Annotated in this window: 14 protein-coding genes and 1 pseudogene; 3 read left to right on the top strand and 12 right to left on the bottom strand. The window is 62.5% G+C overall.

The features are described 5' to 3' along the window. The first annotated feature begins 311 nt into the window (after positions 1-311). On the top strand, positions 312-1,406 hold the full coding sequence (locus NZ453_RS03240; protein WP_263768889.1) for an RNA methyltransferase: 1,095 nt from the start codon (positions 312-314) through the stop codon (positions 1,404-1,406). After that, positions 1,399-1,863 (top strand): DUF1810 domain-containing protein, encoded by a 465-nt coding sequence (locus tag NZ453_RS03235; RefSeq protein ID WP_263768888.1) that lies wholly within the window; start codon positions 1,399-1,401, stop codon positions 1,861-1,863. The genes NZ453_RS03240 and NZ453_RS03235 overlap by 8 nt, the downstream gene beginning before the upstream one ends. An 86-nt stretch (positions 1,864-1,949) precedes the next feature. Here the strand turns inward: NZ453_RS03235 and NZ453_RS03230 are convergent, their stop codons facing one another. From NZ453_RS03230 to NZ453_RS03220, 3 genes are read right to left on the bottom strand one after another with little or no spacing between them, the layout of a single operon-like run. Beyond that, positions 1,950-3,431 (bottom strand): efflux transporter outer membrane subunit, encoded by a 1,482-nt coding sequence (locus tag NZ453_RS03230; protein ID WP_263768887.1) that lies wholly within the window; start codon positions 3,429-3,431, stop codon positions 1,950-1,952. Next, the gene (locus tag NZ453_RS03225) at positions 3,424-6,624 is read right to left on the bottom strand and encodes an efflux RND transporter permease subunit (protein WP_263768885.1); all 3,201 of its coding nucleotides are present in this window, start codon (positions 6,622-6,624) and stop codon (positions 3,424-3,426) included. Before NZ453_RS03225 ends, NZ453_RS03230 begins: the two co-directional genes overlap by 8 nt. Positions 6,625-6,627: 3 nt before the next feature. After that, positions 6,628-7,893, bottom strand: coding sequence for an efflux RND transporter periplasmic adaptor subunit (locus tag NZ453_RS03220; protein ID WP_263768884.1), 1,266 nt, complete (start codon positions 7,891-7,893; stop codon positions 6,628-6,630). 298 nt (positions 7,894-8,191) lie between these two features. Between NZ453_RS03220 and NZ453_RS03215 the strand changes: the two genes are divergently transcribed. Then, positions 8,192-9,520 carry an NYN domain-containing protein gene (locus tag NZ453_RS03215; protein WP_263768883.1) on the top strand — a complete coding sequence of 443 codons (1,329 nt, stop codon included), beginning with the start codon at positions 8,192-8,194 and terminating at the stop codon, positions 9,518-9,520. 137 nt (positions 9,521-9,657) lie between these two features. Here NZ453_RS03215 and NZ453_RS03210 read toward each other — a convergent pair whose 3' ends face one another. The 9 genes and pseudogenes from NZ453_RS03210 to pcnB all read right to left on the bottom strand — a co-directional run bounded on the left by NZ453_RS03210 (position 9,658) and on the right by pcnB (position 17,771). Continuing rightward, positions 9,658-10,827, bottom strand: coding sequence for a phosphoglycerate dehydrogenase (locus tag NZ453_RS03210; RefSeq protein WP_263768882.1), 1,170 nt, complete (start codon positions 10,825-10,827; stop codon positions 9,658-9,660). An 89-nt stretch (positions 10,828-10,916) separates the two neighbouring features. Next, complete coding sequence (gene serC, locus NZ453_RS03205; protein ID WP_263768881.1) at positions 10,917-11,999, bottom strand: 3-phosphoserine/phosphohydroxythreonine transaminase; 1,083 nt, start codon at positions 11,997-11,999, stop codon at positions 10,917-10,919. Between the two features lie 224 nt (positions 12,000-12,223). Beyond that, positions 12,224-13,051, bottom strand: a complete 828-nt coding sequence (gene panC, locus NZ453_RS03200) for a pantoate--beta-alanine ligase (protein ID WP_263768880.1) — start codon at positions 13,049-13,051, stop codon at positions 12,224-12,226. A gap of 163 nt (positions 13,052-13,214) precedes the next feature. Further along, positions 13,215-14,027, bottom strand: a complete 813-nt coding sequence (panB, locus tag NZ453_RS03195; RefSeq protein WP_263768879.1) for a 3-methyl-2-oxobutanoate hydroxymethyltransferase — start codon at positions 14,025-14,027, stop codon at positions 13,215-13,217. A gap of 4 nt (positions 14,028-14,031) precedes the next feature. Next, positions 14,032-14,688: a deoxynucleoside kinase gene (locus NZ453_RS03190; protein WP_263768878.1), complete on the bottom strand. Its 657-nt coding sequence runs from the start codon at positions 14,686-14,688 to the stop codon at positions 14,032-14,034. An 18-nt stretch (positions 14,689-14,706) separates the two neighbouring features. Continuing rightward, on the bottom strand, positions 14,707-15,108 hold the full coding sequence (locus tag NZ453_RS22125; protein WP_263769015.1) for a CZB domain-containing protein: 402 nt from the start codon (positions 15,106-15,108) through the stop codon (positions 14,707-14,709). Positions 15,109-15,168: 60 nt separating this feature from the next. Then, positions 15,169-15,819, bottom strand: a pseudogene (locus tag NZ453_RS22120) (methyl-accepting chemotaxis protein); the annotation flags it as partial. Between the two features lie 105 nt (positions 15,820-15,924). Next, on the bottom strand, positions 15,925-16,407 hold the full coding sequence (folK, locus tag NZ453_RS03175; RefSeq protein ID WP_263768877.1) for a 2-amino-4-hydroxy-6-hydroxymethyldihydropteridine diphosphokinase: 483 nt from the start codon (positions 16,405-16,407) through the stop codon (positions 15,925-15,927). Positions 16,408-16,415: 8 nt separating this feature from the next. Continuing rightward, on the bottom strand, positions 16,416-17,771 hold the full coding sequence (gene pcnB / locus NZ453_RS03170) for a polynucleotide adenylyltransferase PcnB (RefSeq protein WP_263768876.1): 1,356 nt from the start codon (positions 17,769-17,771) through the stop codon (positions 16,416-16,418). Positions 17,772-17,822 lie beyond the last annotated feature (51 nt).

Raw genomic sequence — 17,822 nt, 5'->3', positions numbered from 1 at the left:
TGGCCCCGTGTCCAGCGTGTTACGACCTGGCGCTCTACGCTGCCGGCCTTACCGATTTCGATTTACGGGCCCCGATTTACGAACCGCTCCGATTTATAAACCGCGATTTATAGACCGTTATTTCAGCCCGATGGGCCCAAGTACCAATAACCGCGACGCCCTGAGCGTCGCAATGGCCGCACAGTTGCCGCGCAATTGCCATTTAGTCTTGCCTTGGGGCGCGCAATCGAGGGCGGCCCGGGAATTTACCTTTTCTTTGCCGCGTCCGCTACCGCGGGGTGGCGTTCGAGTGTTAACATTGGGCCTTCCCCATGCGTATCGAACAAATCCGCCAAAGCCTGCGCGATCATGGTGCCAAGCCGTGTCATGAGCAGCGCGTCCTGCGCGCGTGGGTGCATGCCCGATCGCTCGACGAGGGCACGCGACGGCAGCGCTCCGAAGACTTCCTGCCGCTCGGTGTGCGCGGTGTTCTCCCAGCGGTGGCCTCCGAACTCGAGCGCATGGCGCAAGTGTACTCGGAACACCCGGGGCAGGACGGTTCGGCGCGATTGCTGGTCCGTTTGGCTGACGGGCAGACTGTCGAGAGCGTCCTGCTGCCGCGCGACGGCGTCTGTGTGTCGACACAGGTCGGCTGTGCGGTCGGCTGCGCCTTCTGCATGACCGGCCGGGAAGGGCTCCGGCGCCAATTGGGCAGCGCCGAAATCGTCGCCCAGGTGGTGCTTGCGCGTCATCGCCGCAAGGTTGGCAAAGTGGTTTTCATGGGCATGGGTGAACCGGCGCACAACATGGGCAATGTGCTCGAAGCCATCGATCTGCTCGGTACGGAGGGTGCGATCGGGCACAAGAACCTCGTGTTTTCGACTGTCGGCGACCGTCGCGTGTTCGATCGGCTGATGCAAGGCCGCGTGAAACCGGCGCTGGCTATTTCGCTGCATACAACGAACAGCGAATTGCGTGCCCGGCTGCTGCCCCGTGCGCCGCACGTGCCGCCCGAAGAACTCATCGAGCACGGCGAACGCTATGCGCGGACGACGGGATACCCGATCCAATACCAGTGGACCTTGCTCGAAGGGGTGAACGACAACGAGGCCGACGTCGACCGAGCGGCCGAGTTGCTCGCCGGCAAGTACGCGATGATGAACTTCATTCCCTTCAACACCGTGGATGGGCTGGGGTTCAAGCGTCCGGCGTGGGAGCGTGCGGTCGACTTGGCGCGCCGGTTGCGCGAGCGCGGCATCGTGGCGAGCCTGCGTGATTCCGCCGGACAAGATATCGACGGCGGTTGCGGCCAGTTGCGCGCACGAACGTTGGCGATACCGCTGGAAAAGGTGGCCCCAGCGCAATTCCGGGCCGCCAACGCGGAAAACGCCCGGCCAGAGGGGCGACAAGGTGGCGCGAATGGCTGAGGCGGGCCAAGGCCCCGCGCGCGACGAATTCGACCTAGAACGCTTCATTTCGGCCCAGCGTACGGTGTATGGCGAAGCCTTGGCTGAGCTGGCGGCCGGCCGCAAGCGCACCCACTGGATCTGGTTCATCTTTCCGCAACTCGATGGCTTGGGGCGCAGTTCCACGGCCCGCTACTACGCGATAAAGGGTTTGGAGGAAGCAAGCGCCTACCTGGCGCATCCCGTTCTCGGGGCTCGTCTTGTTGAATGTACCCAATGCGTCAATGCCGTAAGCGGGCGAAGCGCGCTTGAAATCTTTGGCGAACCGGATGATTTGAAATTCTGCTCGTCGGTGACGCTGTTCGAAGCCGCCGCCGGGTTAGGTACCGCTGCGGCCCGGCCGTTCGCGGATGCCATCGAGAAGTACTACTCCGGACAGCGCGACCGCCTGACGCTGAGCTTGCTCGGCACCAAATAACGCACGGTTTGTTGCCAGAACCCGTTGGGGTTCCTTTTTTGCCTGGCTAGTCGACCGGCATTCGAGCGCCCGCGGTCTTTCCTGCCCTATCTTGATAGGGCGCCGACCGGCGCTGGCTCGGGCCAGCCTCCGCCCAGCGCCTTGAACATGTCGGCGAGCGCCGATTTGCGTTGGCGTTCGCTATCGATACGCGCCAGTTCCGAGGAGAGCAGGTTGCGCTCGACGTCGAGTACTTCGATGCGGCTTGAAACGCCGGCGTCGAAGCGTAACTGCGCCTGGGCAAGCGCCTTTTCCAGGGCCGCGGTGCGGGCCGTTTCCGCCGTCAGGGTTTCGCGAGCCGCGCTTTGCGCTGCCAGCGCGTCGCGCACGTCCTTGAAGGCGCTCGCCACGGCGTTGCGATAGCGTGCAAGGGCTTGATCGCGCCGCGCCTCGGTGATGAAGACCCCGGCCCGGATGCGACCGGCGTTCCAGATCGGCTGTGTGATGGCGGCGGCGAACTGGAAGACCTGGGCCGGTCCACTGAAGAGATCGGAAAACTGCGTGCTTTCGCTGCCGAGGAAGGCGGTCAGTCCGATCGACGGGAAGAACTGCGCGCGGGCGCTGCCGATACGGGCATTGGCGGCGATCAGCGCTTCCTCCGCTTCGCGCAGATCGGGGCGGCGCAGGAGCAGTTCGGACGGGAGCCCGGCGGGAATCACGACGTCCCTGACAGGCGCTGGTGTGCCGCGTTCCATCGCTCCGCTCATCACCTCGCGCGGCGATCGGCCGAGCAGTACCGACAACGCGCTCTCGGCACGGTCCTGCGTTTGCATCAAGCTGGCAAGCTGCGACCGGGTCGCCTCGCGCTCGGCTACGGCCTGGTGCAATTCGTATTCCGAAAGCGTTCCGGCCTCCACGCGCCGGGTAAAGAGATTCAGCGTTTCGCCGCGCGAAGTCAGCGTACGGCGGGCCACTTCGACTTGGGCGTCGGCGGCGAGGAGGGCGAAGTATTGCTGGGCGACTTGTGCTACAAGCGACAGGCGCACCGCTTCGCGGGCCGATTCGGCCGCAAAGATGTCGGCACGCGCCGCCTCGCTTGCACGCCGGTACTTGCCCCACAAATCGATCTCGTAGCTGACGTCCAAGGTTGCGCTGTAGTAGTTCTGCATGCGCGGCGTCGCTCCCGCCGGCATGGTGCCGCGCTGCGTATTGCGAGTGCGACTGCCGGAGAAGTTGGCGGAAACGTCCGGGTAGAGGTTGGCGTCGGTCTGGCTGGCGATTGCTCGCGCTTCCAGAACCCGCGCGGTGGCGATCGCCGCGTCGGCGTTGTTGCTCAACGCCTCGTCGACCAAACGTTCGAGCACGGGATCACCATACACTGACCACCAGCGCTCACCGGTTTCCGACACCGGCCGGGCAACATCGGCGTCGGCCGCCGGTGTCGAGCGCCATTGCGCTGGCAGGTCGATGTCTGGACGCTGGTAATCAGGGCCAATGGCGCAACCGGCCAACGCGAGTGCGGTGAGAACGGCCACCGAAAGGCTTTTAGTTCGGTCACCGGGGTGGCTTGAGCAGGGGAGCTTACGCATCTTCGTCTCCGACGTATTCGTCGCGTTGCGCCCGTTTGACCAGGCGCTCGTGCGTCTTGGCATGGGTTTCCCTCACTTCTTCGAACATATCGGCGGTGCTGCGTTTTTCGCTCAGCCGCCGGTCGGTAATCACCCGATAGAAGAGCGGCACGAAGAACACCGCGAGGAACGTCGCGGCGAGCATGCCGCCCATGACGCCGGTACCGACGGCGCGCCGTGCGCCAGCACCCGCACCGTGCGAGAAGGCAAGCGGAACGACGCCGAGAATGAACGCCAGCGAGGTCATCAGGATCGGTCGGAAGCGCAGCCGGGCCGCCTCGATCGCGGCGGCGGCGGCGCTCATGCCTTCGCCGTTCTTGTAGACCGCGTATTCGACGATCAGAATGGCGTTCTTGGCGGCAAGGCCGAGCAGGGTGACGAGACCGATCTGAAAGTACACGTCGTTGTCCATGTTGCGCAGCCATACCGCCGCGAGAGCACCGAAGGTGCCGAAGGGTAACGCGAGCAGGACGGCCAGCGGCAACGACCAGCGTTCGTACTGTGCGGCCAGGATCAGGAAAACCATGATGGCCCCAAGGATCAGCGCGTAGCTCGACGAGCCGCTCGATTTTTTCTCCTGGAACGAGGCGCCGCCCCAGTCGTAACTGAAATCCGGCGGCAACGATTCGCGCGCAATGCGTTCGACCTGAGTGATGACCTGTCCGGACGACATGCCGGGAGCGCCGTTGCCGATGATCTTCACGGACGGCAGGTTGTTGAAGCGCTCCAGTGTTTCCGGGCCGGTCGTCTGCTTAACCTGTGCCAGCGCCGAGAGCGGCACCATCTGCCCGCGCTCGGAGCGCACGTAGATGCCGCCGATGTCGCTGGGGTTGTTGCGGAAACTCTGCTCCGCCGACATCAGCACCTGCCAAGTGCGGCCGAACTTGTTGAAGTCGTTCACGTAGTAGGTGCCGAGCGTCGCCGCCAGCGTGTCGAACAAGCCGTCGATCGGCACGCCGAGCGTCTTGGCCTTTTCGCGGTCGACATCGACGTCAAGTTGCGGCACGTTGGAGCGCCAGAGCGACGACACCATGCCGAACGTTTTATCCTGGTGCAGCTTGCCGATGAATTGCTGACTCACTTCGCCGAGGCGCTTGGCGTCGCCTTCGCCGCGATTCTGCAGGTACAGTTCGAATCCGCCGGAATTGCCCAGACCGAAGATGGCCGGCGGGCCGAAAGCCAGGACGAGCGCCTCCTTGATGTGCGCCGTCTTCATGAACAGCTCGCCGACCAAGGCGTTCGCGGGCACCTCGCGCTCGTCCCAATGCTTGAGCGTCACAAAGAAGGTGGCCGCATTGTTTTTGAAGCTGCCGCCGATGAAGTCGAAACCGGTGAATACGATCGTCCGCGCGACGTTCGGGTTGCTGCGGATGATTTCGTCCACCTGCTGCACGATGCGGTCGGTACGTTCGAGCGATGCGCCGTCGGGCAGGTAAACGGCACTGATGTAGTAGCCCTGGTCCTCATCCGGAACAAGGCTGCCCGGCGTGAGTTTCCATAGACCCGCCGTGATCACCACCATCCCGGCGAAGAGCAGGAGCCCCAGTGCGCCGCGCCGGATCAGCCAGGCGACGCCTCCGGTATAACGGCCGGTGATACGTGTGAAACCGCGGTTGAAGGCATCGAAGAAGCGGTTGCTCGCCTTGTGCTCGTGGCGCAGGATAAGCACGCACAGCGACGGAGTGAGCGTCAGGGCGACGATGCCGGAGATGACGACCGCGATGGCGATTGTCACCGCGAACTGACGGTAGAGTTCGCCGGAGAGTCCGCCGAGGAAGGCGATCGGCACGAACACCGCGCACAGCACGAGGACGATGGCGATCACCGGCCCGGTGACTTCGCGCATCGCCTGGATCGCGGCCGCCTTCGCCGGCAGGCCTTCTTCGTGCATGATCCGTTCGACGTTCTCGAGGACGACGATGGCATCGTCCACGACGATGCCGATCGCCAACACCATGCCGAACAGCGTCAGCGTGTTGATCGAATACCCGAGCATCAGCAGGCCGGCGAAGGTGCCAATCAGCGAGACGGGCACGGCCAGCGTTGGGATCAGCGTCGCCCGCCAGTTCTGCAGGAAGAGGTAGACGACGAGGAAGACGAGGACCATCGCCTCGCCAAGCGTCTTGACCACCTCGCGGATCGACACCTGCACGAAGTCCGTCGTATCGTACGGGACCGTGTAGGTCAGCCCATCCGGGAAGCGGCCGGAAAGTTCCTGCAACGTGCTCTTCACCGCCTGTGCCGTATCGAGCGCGTTCGCACCTGGTTTCAGAAAGATGCCGACGAGCGTTGCGGGCTGGCCGTTCTGCCGGCCGATGAAGTCGTAGTCTTTCGACCCCAATTCGACACGAGCAACGTCCTTTAATCGCAGGACCGAGCCGTCGTCGCCGGCGCGCACGACGATGTTCTCGAACTCGGCTACGTCGGCGAGCCGCCCCTTAGTGTTGATGGTCAGTGCGAGTTCCTGGCCTTTGGCCGTCGGCGGCTGACCGATACGCCCTACCGCGTATTGTGCGTTCTGCTCGTTGATCGCACGCACCACGTCCGAGGTGGCCAACCGCAGTTGCGCGAGCCGGTCGGGCTGCAGCCAGATGCGCATTGCATAGTCCTTGGCGCCGAAGATCTGCACGTTCGTTGTACCCGGAACGCGCTTCAGCACATCGAGGACGTTCAGCGTCACGAAGTTGCTCGTGTACAGATCGTCGTAGCGGCCGTCCGGCGAGGTGAACGCCAGCACCTGCAGGAACGAGCTCGAGTTCTTCTCGACCTGAATGCCCTGCCGGCGCACTTCCTGCGGCAAGCGGGCTTCCGCCTGCTTGACACGGTTGTTGACGTTGATCACCGCCTGGTCGATATCGGTGCCGATGTCGAAGGTGACGTTGATTTCGACACGGCCGTTCGAGGCGGAGGTCGAACTCATGTAGATCATGCCTTCGACGCCGTTGATCTGCGTCTCGAGCGGTGCCGCCACGGTTTTTTCGAGCACGTCCGCGGAGGCGCCGGGGTAGGTGGCGGCAACGAGTACTTGCGGCGGCGCGATCTCCGGGTACTGAGCGATCGGCAGCGTGCGCATCGAGGCCAGGCCGGCGATGATGATGAAGATCGAAATCACCATCGCGAAGATCGGCCGGTCGATGAAGAAGCGGGAAAACATCGATCAGCCCCCCTTGCTTGCGTTGGCGGGGGCGGGGGCACCTTGGGCTGCGCCGGGTGCGGCGTTCGCTGCGCTGACCTGCACCGGAGCGCCAGGGCCGAGTTTCAGAACGCCATCGACGATTACCTGCTCGCCCGGGGTGAGCCCTTGGCTCACGACAATGTCACCGTCGCGCCAATCGCCGGTCTGCACGGGGCGCATCTCAGCCTTGTTCTCTTTGCCGACGACATAGACGAACTTGCCTTGTGGCCCTTCCATAACAGCACGTTGCGGGATGCGGAAGACGCCGGAACGCACGGCGCCGGATAGCTGGACGCGGACGAACTGCCCGGGTTGCAATAGCCCGTCGGCGTTTGCCACTTCGGCCCGCGCCTCGCTGGTTCCCGTCTCGCGTGAAACGCGCAGATCGGTGAAGTCGGTATAGCCGGTCTTGCTGTACGTCGTTCCGTCGGCGAGCTTGAGCGTCACCTTGAAGCGGCCGTCCTTGGGCCACTGCAGCCGGTTGGCTTCGACGTCCTGACGCAGCCGCAGGCGTTCATTGTCCGGGATGCCGAAGATGATTTGCATCGGATCGGATTGCGTCACGGTGGTTAACAGCACATCTGGCCCCGATACCAGAGAACCTTCGGATTTCAAAGCCCGGCTGGCGATGCCGCTGATCGGTGATTCGACGCGGGTCCAGTCCAGATTGAGCCGCGCCTCGCGCAGCCGGGCCTTTGCGGCCAGCAGATCAGCACCCGCGATGGCTTCCGCCGACACCGCATCGTCATAGTCCTTGCGGCTGACCGCTTTGGCTTCGATCAGCGGGGCGAGCCGGGCGGCATCGCGCGCGGCCTGCGCCCGGCGCGCTTCGGCGGCGGCGACGTCCGCTTCGGCGCGTGCAACAGCCGTCTGGTAGGGCACGGGGTCGATCGTGAACAGCGACTGCCCGGCTTTCACCTTGCTGCCTTCGACGTAGTTGCGCTTGACGATCAGTCCGGTGACGCGGGCTCGGACCTCGACTTCCCGCGAACCGAGCGTTTGCGCAGTGTAATCAAGGGTAATCGGCAGCGCTTCCGGTTGCACGGTAATTGCGGACACGGGGGCGGGACCGCCGCCCATTCCGGCCTGTTGGGCCTGAGGTTTGCTGCAGGCCGAGAGGACGAGAGCCACTGCGATGAGTCCGGCCAACGGCCAGACGCGCATGCCGACGGCTTTTCGGGCACCCGGCCGGAGATATGAACCAAAGCCAAAACCAGCCTGCGGTGACGGAAGTCTGTACATCGTCATGGAATTCTCCGGAGCATTGCCTGCGCGAGGCAGGGCGGACAGCGGGGGCAAGGGATGTTCCCGAACGGTATGTAGACATCGGGATCAGTGAAGGTTCCTCGTAATGACAGCGAAACGTCGTATCAGCGATCAGGCGTAAGACCTTGGTAGATGAAGGGGCTTGCGCCTTCGATCGACCCCGGTACCTATGCCGGAGGGCTAAGGCGGGTCATCGGGCGAAATGTCGACGGGGCTTCGCATGTAGCTGCCCTTGTGGCAGCGGTATACTGATCTGCTGACAATTCCAATGGAGAAACCCATGGCTGCACCCCAAGATACCATCAGCATGGCGGTGTTCTGCGACTTCGAGAACGTTGCTCTTGGCGTGCGCGATGCCAATTACGAGAAGTTCGATATCAAGCCGGTGCTCGAACGCTTGTTGCTCAAGGGCAGCATCGTGTTGAAGAAAGCCTATTGCGACTGGGATCGCTACAAGAACTTCAAGGCGACGATGCACGAGGCGAACTTCGAATTGATCGAAATTCCCCACGTACGGCAGTCGGGCAAGAATTCCGCAGATATCCGGATGGTGGTCGACGCGCTCGACCTCTGCTACACGAAGTCGCACGTCAACGCGTTCGTCATCATCAGCGGGGACTCCGACTTTTCCCCGCTCGTCTCCAAGCTGCGTGAGAACGCGAAGTATGTAATCGGCGTCGGCGTCAAGCAGTCGACCTCGGACCTGCTGATTGCCAATTGCGACGAGTTCATTTTCTACGACGACCTCGTACGCGAGATGCATCGGGCGGCGCGCCGCGACTCAAAGGCCAGCCAGCCGGTCACGAAACGGAGTCCGGAGGAGGATAAACGGCGCAAGGAGGAGAACGAAGCGCGCAAGAGCCAGGCGGTCGACCTGGCCGTGGAGACCTTCGAGGCGCTGGTCGTTGAGCGCGGCGATAGCGGCAAGATCTGGGCATCGATGCTCAAGGAGGCGATCAAGCGGCGCAAGCCGGATTTCAACGAGGGGTACTACGGCTTCCGCAGCTTCGGTAATTTGCTTGAAGAGGCGCAAGCGCGCGGCTTGCTCGAGATTGGCCGTGATGAAAAATCCGGAGCGTTCGTCAGCCGCGGTGCGGGTCAGGCGCGTGCCGAGAGCTCTGGCCAAACCCCCGAGCTCGTTTCAGTCGAAGCAGCGGCCGCAGAGACGGCGCCCACCGAACCGCAAACAGCGGAACCGGGACTCCCGGCGCCTGAGGGCGAATCTGTGTCGAGCAACGAGCCGACGATGCCAGCGGTTCCCAAACGTCGCGGCGGCCGCCGGGCGCCGCGCAAGGAAAGCGCGAGGGCGGGCAAGGAGAATGGAACCGCCGTGCCGCAATCGGCCAAAGAAATCATAACGGCTGGCGAAGCGAGAGCGTCTGCCGTGGAACCGACCGTTGGCGAACCGCGAGTCGAAACAGCGAGTGTGCCTGTAACGTCCGCAGTGTCCGCGGCGACCATAGCGATGCCGAGCGAGAACGATGCCCCCGCGCCAGCCAGCGATGCTCCGCCATCTGCGGCGACGGAAAAAACTCCACCCAAGCGAGCCGCTTCACGTAGTCGCCGGCCGCGCAAACCGAAGGCAACGACGCCCGAAACTCCTGCCTAGCGGAGTCCCGCGATCGCCATCGTAGAGGAGTAGGAGCGGGTTTTCTTGCCGTGCGCCCGATGTGAGCGACCGTCGGTGATCTGTAAACGAAAAAGGGCGCGGAGAAGACCCCCGCGCCCCCGAGAAAGAGGTCTGGATCAGGACGGCAAGTAGCGAACGCGCAGGACGCCGCTGATCGCCGTCAAACGATCAATGACCGCTTGCGGAACCTCGCTGTCGACATCAACGAGCGTGAAAGCGAAATCGCCGCGCGACTTGTTGACCATGTTCGGGATGTTCAGGCCCGCTTCGGCGAGCGCGGTCGAAATTTGCCCGAGCATGTTCGGCACGTTGGCATTCGCAATGGCCAGCCGGTACTTTGATTCGCGCGGCATGCTGATATTCGGGTAGTTCACCGAGTTGAGAATGTTGCCGTTCTCAAGGTAGTCCGTGACCTGTTCGGCGACCATCACTGCGCAGTTTTCCTCCGCTTCCTCCGTGGAGGCACCGAGGTGCGGCAAAGCCACGAAGCGCGGATGTTGCCGCAGCAGGTTGCTCGGAAAGTCGCAGACGTAGGCATGCAGCCGGTTTTCATTCAGACCATCGAGCACGGCCTGTTCGTTCACGATCCCGTCGCGTGCAAAGTTGAGCAGGATGGCGCCCTTCTTCATCAGTTTGACGCGATCGGCGTTGATCAGGTTCTTCGTCGCTGGCAGCAGGGGAACGTGCAGGCTGACGAAGTCGGCTCGTTTGACAAGTTCATCGACGCTGAGCGCCTTCTTCACCTGCGAGGGCAGGCGCCACGCGGCGTCTACGGTGATTTCCGGGTCGAAACCGATGACATTCATGCCGAGGTTGATTGCTGCATCGGCAAGCATCGAACCAATGGCACCGAGGCCGACGATACCGAGCGTACTGCCCCGCAGTTCGTGGCCGACGAAATGCTTCTTGCCCGCTTCCACCTGCTTGTGCAGCGACTCGTCGTCGCCGCGCAGGCTCTCGACGAAGTTCAGGGCGGCGGCGATATTGCGCGTGCCCATCAGCATGCCCGCGATGACCAATTCCTTGACGGCATTTGCATTGGCGCCCGGCGTATTGAATACAACGACGCCGCGTTGGCTCATCGCCGGAACCGGGATATTGTTGGTGCCCGCGCCGGCACGGCCGATGGCCAGTACGCTGGCCGGGATCGGCATGTCGTGCATCACCTGCGAGCGGACCAGAATCGCGTCGGGATGGGTCGCGTCGTTGCTTACGGCGTAGGTGGCGGGCAGGTGGGCCAGGCCTTTTTTGGAGATCGCGTTTAGCGTCTGGATCTTACGCGTCATGCTGTTTCCTCGGGTCGGTGTCATGGGGGGCTGGAGAACAAAACGCGCGCGCCGGAGGTCTCCGGCGCGCGCGTTGTCGTCTCGACGGGTCAGCCGTGTTGTTTCTCGAAGTCCTTCATCAGCTCAACCAACGCTTGCACGCCTTCGATCGGCATCGCGTTGTAGATCGAGGCTCGCATGCCGCCTACCGAACGGTGACCCTTGAGCTGCACCAGCCCGCGGGCTTTCGCGGCCTTGAGGAATTCCTCGTCAAGCGACGCGTCTTTCAACGTGAACGGAATATTCATCAGCGAGCGGTTTTCACGCGCTACCGGGGACTGGAAGAAGCTAGAGGAATCCAACACGTCGTAGAGCAGGTTGGCCTTGGCGCGGTTGATCTTCTCCATCTCGACGAGACCGCCCTTCGCCTTGAGCCACTTGAATACGAGCCCGGCCATGTAGATCGCGTAGGTTGGCGGCGTGTTGTACATCGAGTCGTTTTCGGCCTGCGTCTTGAAATCGAAAACCGTCGGCGTGCACTTCTGCGCCTTGCCGAGCAAATCTTCGCGCACGATGACGATCGTCAGGCCGGCCGGGCCGACGTTCTTCTGCGCGCCGAAGTAGATCAATCCGAACTTCGAGACGTCGATCGGACGCGACAGTACGTTGGAGGACATGTCGCACACCAACGGCACGTTGCCGGTTTCCGGTGTCCAGAAAAACTCGACGCCGCCGATCGTCTCGTTGGCTGTGTAGTGCACGTAGGCGGCGTTCGGGTCGAGCTTCCAGGTCGATTGAGCCGGTGCGTACGTGAAGTTCTTATCTTCCGAAGACGCGGCTACGTTGACGTTGCCGTACTTCTTCGCTTCCTTGATTGCTTTTTTCGACCATTCGCCGGTGTTGATGTAATCCGCCGACGTCTTGTCGCCGTACAGGTTCATCGGCACGATGGCAAATTCAGCCGCGGCGCCACCTTGCATGAAGAGCACCTTGTAGTTCGCCGGGATGCCCATCAGTTCGCGCAGGTCGGCTTCGGCTTCGGCGTGTATGCCCATGTACTCTTTGCCGCGGTGCGACATCTCCATGACGGAAATCCCGCAACCATGCCAGTTCACCAGTTCGTCGCGAGCTTGTTCGAGAACGGCCAGCGGAAGGGCGGCCGGTCCTGCGCTGAAATTGAAGATCCGATCCATGGAACGTAGTCCTTTCTTGATGTTGGAGAATTTCTGTGCGGGGACGAGGGCGGTGATCTCGTGGTCCCTAAGCCGTGGGAATCACCAATTCTAGCGAAATTGCACGCTTAAAGGGCAAAGCCGGAAACCGACCGCCGTGCCTGGTGCCCTGTGCCGGGGACGGGCGCCCATGCTCGCGGGCTGCGCGCAAAAGGTGGGGGCGGACTTGCGGCCGCCCGCAGGACTCAGACAATCTCGATGTTGTCGATGAGGCGAGGGGTGCCGAGTCGACTGGCGGCGAGCACCACGAGTTCGCTGTCGTTCGTACCCGGTAGCTGCAGATCCGCTTGGCGACGGATGGCGACGTAATCGGTCTTCCAGCCATGGCCGTCGAGCTCTTGTCGACCGGCCTGCTCGAGCTTCGTGAAGTCGCGCTCGCCAGCGAGCACGGCGTTACGAATTCCGACGAGGATGCGGTGCAAGCGCGGCGCTTCGGCACGCTCCGCGGCTGTCAGATAGCCGTTGCGCGACGAAAGAGCGAGGCCGTCCTCGGCCCGAACGGTTTCACCGCCGACAATCTCGATGGGAAGGGCGAGTTGGCGCGTCATGTTGCGCAGGACCATAAGTTGTTGATAGTCCTTCTTGCCGAAGACGGCGACCTGCGGCTGGACGACATTGAAGAGCTTGAGCACCACGGTGGCGACGCCGCGAAAATGCCCGGGTCTGAACTTGCCTTCCAGCTGGTTCTGGATTTCGGGCGGATCGACCTGGTATTGCTGCGGTTCGGGGTAGAAATCTTTCACGGTAGGAGCAAACAGAACGTCCACACCCGCGGCGGTCAGTTTCTCGCAATCGGCCTCGAAGGTCCTCGGATATTTTTCGAAATCCTCGTTCGGTCCGAATTGCAGTGGGTTGACGAAAATGCTCGCGACTACGGTGTCGCCTAGTTTGCGGGCCTGCGTCATGAGGGCGATGTGGCCGGCATGCAGGTTCCCCATGGTCGGCACGAAGACTATGCGGCCGCTGTTACGTAGCGCGGTCCGGGTGTCGTTGATGGTGGCGTGGATTCTCATGGCGTATGAATGAGCTGATTATGTGGGGCCGTCCCTGTGTGAGGCGCGAGAGGCTCCGGTGAAAGCCGTTCGGTGGAAAGTGTGACCTGCGGTGTCGTTGGCGTCGGTTTCGCTTGTCGTTCGGCGATGATTCAAGTCAGCCGTCGCCGCCAGGTCACAGCGGTCAGTAGCAATGCTCTGGTCCGGGGAAACTGCCGTCCTTGACGGCCGCCACGTACGCCGCCAAGGCCTCGGCGATCGATGTTTGCCCGGCCATGAAGTTGCGTACGAAGCGCGCCTTCCGTCCTGCCGATACATCGAGCATGTCGTGCAGGACGAGCACCTGGCCGGAACACTGCACGCCGGCCCCGATGCCGATGGTCGGAATCGACAGTTGTCGGGTGGTCTCTTCGGCTACGGTCGACGGCATGGCCTCGAGCACGATCAACGTTGCGCCTGCCTCCTGCTGTGCAATGGCTCCCGCGATAACGCGTTTGGCCGACTCCTCATCCTTGCCCTGCACGCGATAGCCGCCGAGCTGATGTACCGACTGCGGCGTCAGCCCGACGTGGGCACAGACGGGGATGCCGCGCGATGTCAGGAAGCGCGTGGTTTGGGCCATCTCGACGCCGCCTTCGAGCTTGACCATTTGCGCGCCGGCACGCATCAGCGTTACGGCGTTACGGAAGGCCGACTCGGGGCTCTCCTGGTAGCTTCCGAATGGCATGTCGGCGATGATCTGCGGCCGGCGGCAGCCACGAACGACCGTGCGCGTATGGTAGGCAATCTCGTCAACGGTGACCGGCAGTGTCGAATCATGACCTTGCACGACCATGCCGAGCGAATCGCCGACGAGCAATGATTCAACGCCCGCTTTCTCGCAGAGCTGCGCGAAGCTCGCGTCGTAGCACGTCAGCATGGCGATCTTTTCGCCGCTGGCGCGCAGCTTGGCAAGATCGACGTGCGTCAGCCGGCGGGTTTCGATATGACTGGACATATTCTTATTCACCTCTGTTGAAGTATTCGCGGTGACTGCGCATGCCTTCGATGCGCTGCACCAAAAGTTGGAAATCGTCTTCGTTGTCGACGAAGTTGAGATTCTCCGAATTGACCACCATGACGGGCGCAGCGTCATAGGTGTGGAAGAAGCGCGTGTAGCTCTCACCGAGCAGCGTCAGGTAATCGTCGCTGATCTTGCGCTCGGCCTCGACGCCCCGCTTGCGCACGCGCGCAATGAGCGTTTCCGGCTTGGCTTGCAAGTAAATCACGAGATCCGGCGTGGCCGCCGCATGCGCCGAGACTCGGTCGTAAATCTGCCGATAGAGCCGATATTCGTCATCGCTCAAAGTCAGGCGGGCGAACAGCGGATCCTTGTCTAGCAGGTAGTCGCAGATTACCGTGCGCGGGAAGAGGTCTGGCTGAGAAAGGTCGCGCAGCTGGTCGAGCCGTTGAAAGAGAAAGAAAAGCTGCGTTTGCATCGCGTAGCGTGCCTGGTCGGTATAGAAGCGCTGCAGGAAGGGGTTGGTTTCCGGCTGTTCGAGCAGGAGTTCGGCGTCGAGATGCTCACCGAGGCGGCGAGCAAGGCTTGTCTTGCCGACACCGATCGGGCCTTCGACGACGATATGGCGCGCGGAGGATAAGGACGTACGATTTGGCATATCGAACGGTATGGCGTACTAGGAAACCAGATGACCGGCCGCTTGTTCGCCGCTGCGGGCAACGCGCTCAAGGCTCTCAAGCACCGCGGCGCTTGCTTTTTCCATTTGCTCGATCGCAGAACTCCCTGCCGCGGTATCGCCGGCATGATAGGCGTCGACCGCTGCTCGGCCTTGACGATGAAACTCGGTGTGCGGCGCCTCGATGGCACGGAATCCGTCGAGCTGCGAATACTGTTCGCGGCCTTCACCCTCGTAGTACCACTTGCCGAGACGGCATTCGGTGGCTTCCGCGAAATGGCTGTGCGTGCGCTCCGAGGCGCCGGTGAGTACGTGATAAACGTCGAGCTTGTAGAGCAGATGATCGATCTTCACGAGTTCGACGAAGCTGCGCAGCGACGTAGCCGCGATCGTTGTTCCCATGCCACGCGTGAGTGTGGCGATTTGGCCGATCGCCGACGCGGCGTGGTCGCCGTGGACCTTGAAGGACGCCGACTGTTTGTCGAGGTCACCAATGCACGTATGGGCGGAAGCCGTTTCCGCCTGGATGCCCGTGACCAATTTCGAGATGTCGGCCGTCGCATGGGTTGTACGGTCGGCCAGCTTGCGCACCTCGTCGGCGACGACGGCGAAGCCGCGGCCGGATTCGCCGGCCCGGGCGGCTTCGATCGCGGCGTTGAGTGCGAGCAGGTTGGTCTGGTTCGCGATGTCCTTGATCAGGTCGACGATGCCGCCGATTTGCTGTGCGCTGTTCTGCAGGTTGACCACGTTGTCCATCACCTGACGCGAGTTCGTCGCCAGATGTTCGAGTTCGCTTGTTACGCGTTCCACCGACGAGCGGCTGTCGTCAGCGAGCGAACCGGCCTGCGCGGAATCGCGCCGCCGCTCCTGAAGATGCTCCGCCAATCCGGCAAGCGCGGCTTGGGACGAGGATAGAGAATCTCGATAGGAGTGAAATGCGGTGGCTAAACGCTCAAGCCCCGTCAGGCGATTCGTGGCGAGGGTTTTTTCCTCGACGTGGCGTGCGCTCTCTGCCTCGGCGGTTGCCAATTGTGTGCGCAATGTTTCGTTGCGCCGCTCCAAATCGGCCACACGTTGTTCAAGCTCCAGAAGCCGTTTGCGATTGGTGAACATGGCTACTCCCATCGTCAGAGGTCGGGGATGTGGGTCAGCAAACACGCAATATACCTGAGCCGGGGGATGGGCGTGTCCGACGTGCAGGTGTCCTGGTGCATGCTTTCATGGGACAAGTTTTTCGATACGCTGTCGACTGACGGCAGGCTGCCAGGCGGCTGCTTTTCCTCGGCCCGGAATGCGGCACTCCGGGGCAATTTCCAGCAACGGCGCGATGACGAAAGCGCGCAGGTGCATGCGCGGGTGCGGTAATCGCAGGAAGGCACTATCGATCAGTCGATCGTCGTAAAGCAAGAGGTCAAGGTCGAGCGTGCGGGGCGCGTGATAGAAGTCCCGGCGTCGCCCGAAGGCAGCTTCTATTTCGAAGAGCGCCGTCAGAAGTTCCTGTGGCGACAGGCGGGTGTGCAAGGCCGCGACCGCGTTGATGAAATCGGGCTGGCCGTGAATCCCTACCGGCGCAGTGCGATATAGGGAAGACGCCTTGAGCAGACGCGATTCCGGGAGCTTTTCAAGGGCTTGGATCGCGGCCCGGATCTGTACGACCGGATCGGCAAGGTTGGCCCCCAGGGCCACATACGCCAGATGCATCGGCCGTGCTACTCCGGTATCGCCTGGGCGGAGCTTGCTGGAGCTCGCCGTTTACGGCGACGGCGCTTGCGGGTTTCGTCGGGTTTTGGCGGCAGCAGCAAGGTGGCCCGGGTTTCGGCGTCGCCATTCAGGAAGTTGGTCCACCACTCGCCGAGTTCGGCCTCGACCTCGCCGGAAGCGACGCGCAGAAGCAGGAAGTCGTAACCGGCCTTGAAACGTGGTTGCTCGAGAACGCCGTACGGGCGTTTCCCGGAACGCTGCTCGAAGCGCGGCTGGAGAGCCCAGATGTCCTTGATGTCGCCGGCGATACGACGTGTGATCGCGAGCTTTTCCGACTGCACCTCGAGCACCTCGTCCATGGCCAGGAAGAGAGCCGGGATCGCGCGCTCGCCGGCGGCCTTGATCGCCTCCCACTTGGCGAGCACCTCATGCCAGAGCAGCGTCGCGAATAGAAACCCGGGCGACGTCGGCTTGCCTTCACGTACGCGGCGGTCCGTGTTTTCCAGCGAAAGCATGACGAAGCGCTCGCCAAGCGGCTGTTCCAGGATAACGTCGAGCAACGGCAGCAGCCCGTGATGCAAACCTTCCTCGCGGAGCTGCTGCACGCATTTGACGGCACTGCCCGAGGTGAGGAGCTTGAGCATCTCGTCGAAGAGGCGCGACGCGGGAACATTCTCGATCAATGTCGCCAGTTCGCGGATCGGCCGCCGCGCTTCTGGGTCGATTGTGAGCCCGAGCTTGGCGGCAAGACGAACGGCGCGCAGCATGCGCACCGGGTCTTCGCGATAGCGCATCTTCGGGTCGCCGATCATGCGCAACGTTTTTTGCTGCAGGTCGGCTACGCCATGGTGATAGTCGACGATCGTCTCGGTGGCCGGGTCGAAATATAGCGCGTTTACCGTGAAGTCGCGCCGTGCAGCGTCGTCCTGCTCGCTGCCGAAAACGTTGTCGCGCAAGACCCGGCCATGCGCGTCGGTGTGTGCCCGCCCGGGCTGGCCTTCGTCGCCATGCGGGCCGCGGAACGTGGTGACCTCAACCGTCTCGCTGCCCATCAATACGTGCACGATCTGGAAACGGCGGCCTATGATGCGTGATCGGCGAAAACACTGCCGCACTTGTTCGGGCGTCGCGTTGGTGGCGACGTCGTAGTCCTTCGGCGCGATGCCGGCGAGCAGATCGCGCACGGCGCCACCCACGACGTAGGCCTTGTAACCATGCTGCTGCAACGTTTCGACCGTGCGCCGGCTGCCGGAGCTCAGTTGGTCGCGGCGAATGCCGTGCTTGCTGGGGCTGATGACGGCTCGGTCGCCGGCGGCGCCCGAAGTCTTGCGTCCAAAGACGCGGGAAATGAGTTTGCGGATCATCGCGGATTTCTTTTGGTGCTGCTGTTGTGTTGCGATTGGAAAGGCGGCTTG

Source organism: Propionivibrio soli (assembly GCF_025770765.1).
Lineage (GTDB): Bacteria > Pseudomonadota > Gammaproteobacteria > Burkholderiales > Rhodocyclaceae > Propionivibrio > Propionivibrio soli.
Note: the sequence above shows the minus strand (reverse complement) of the source record. Positions and strands in the feature narration are given on the sequence as shown.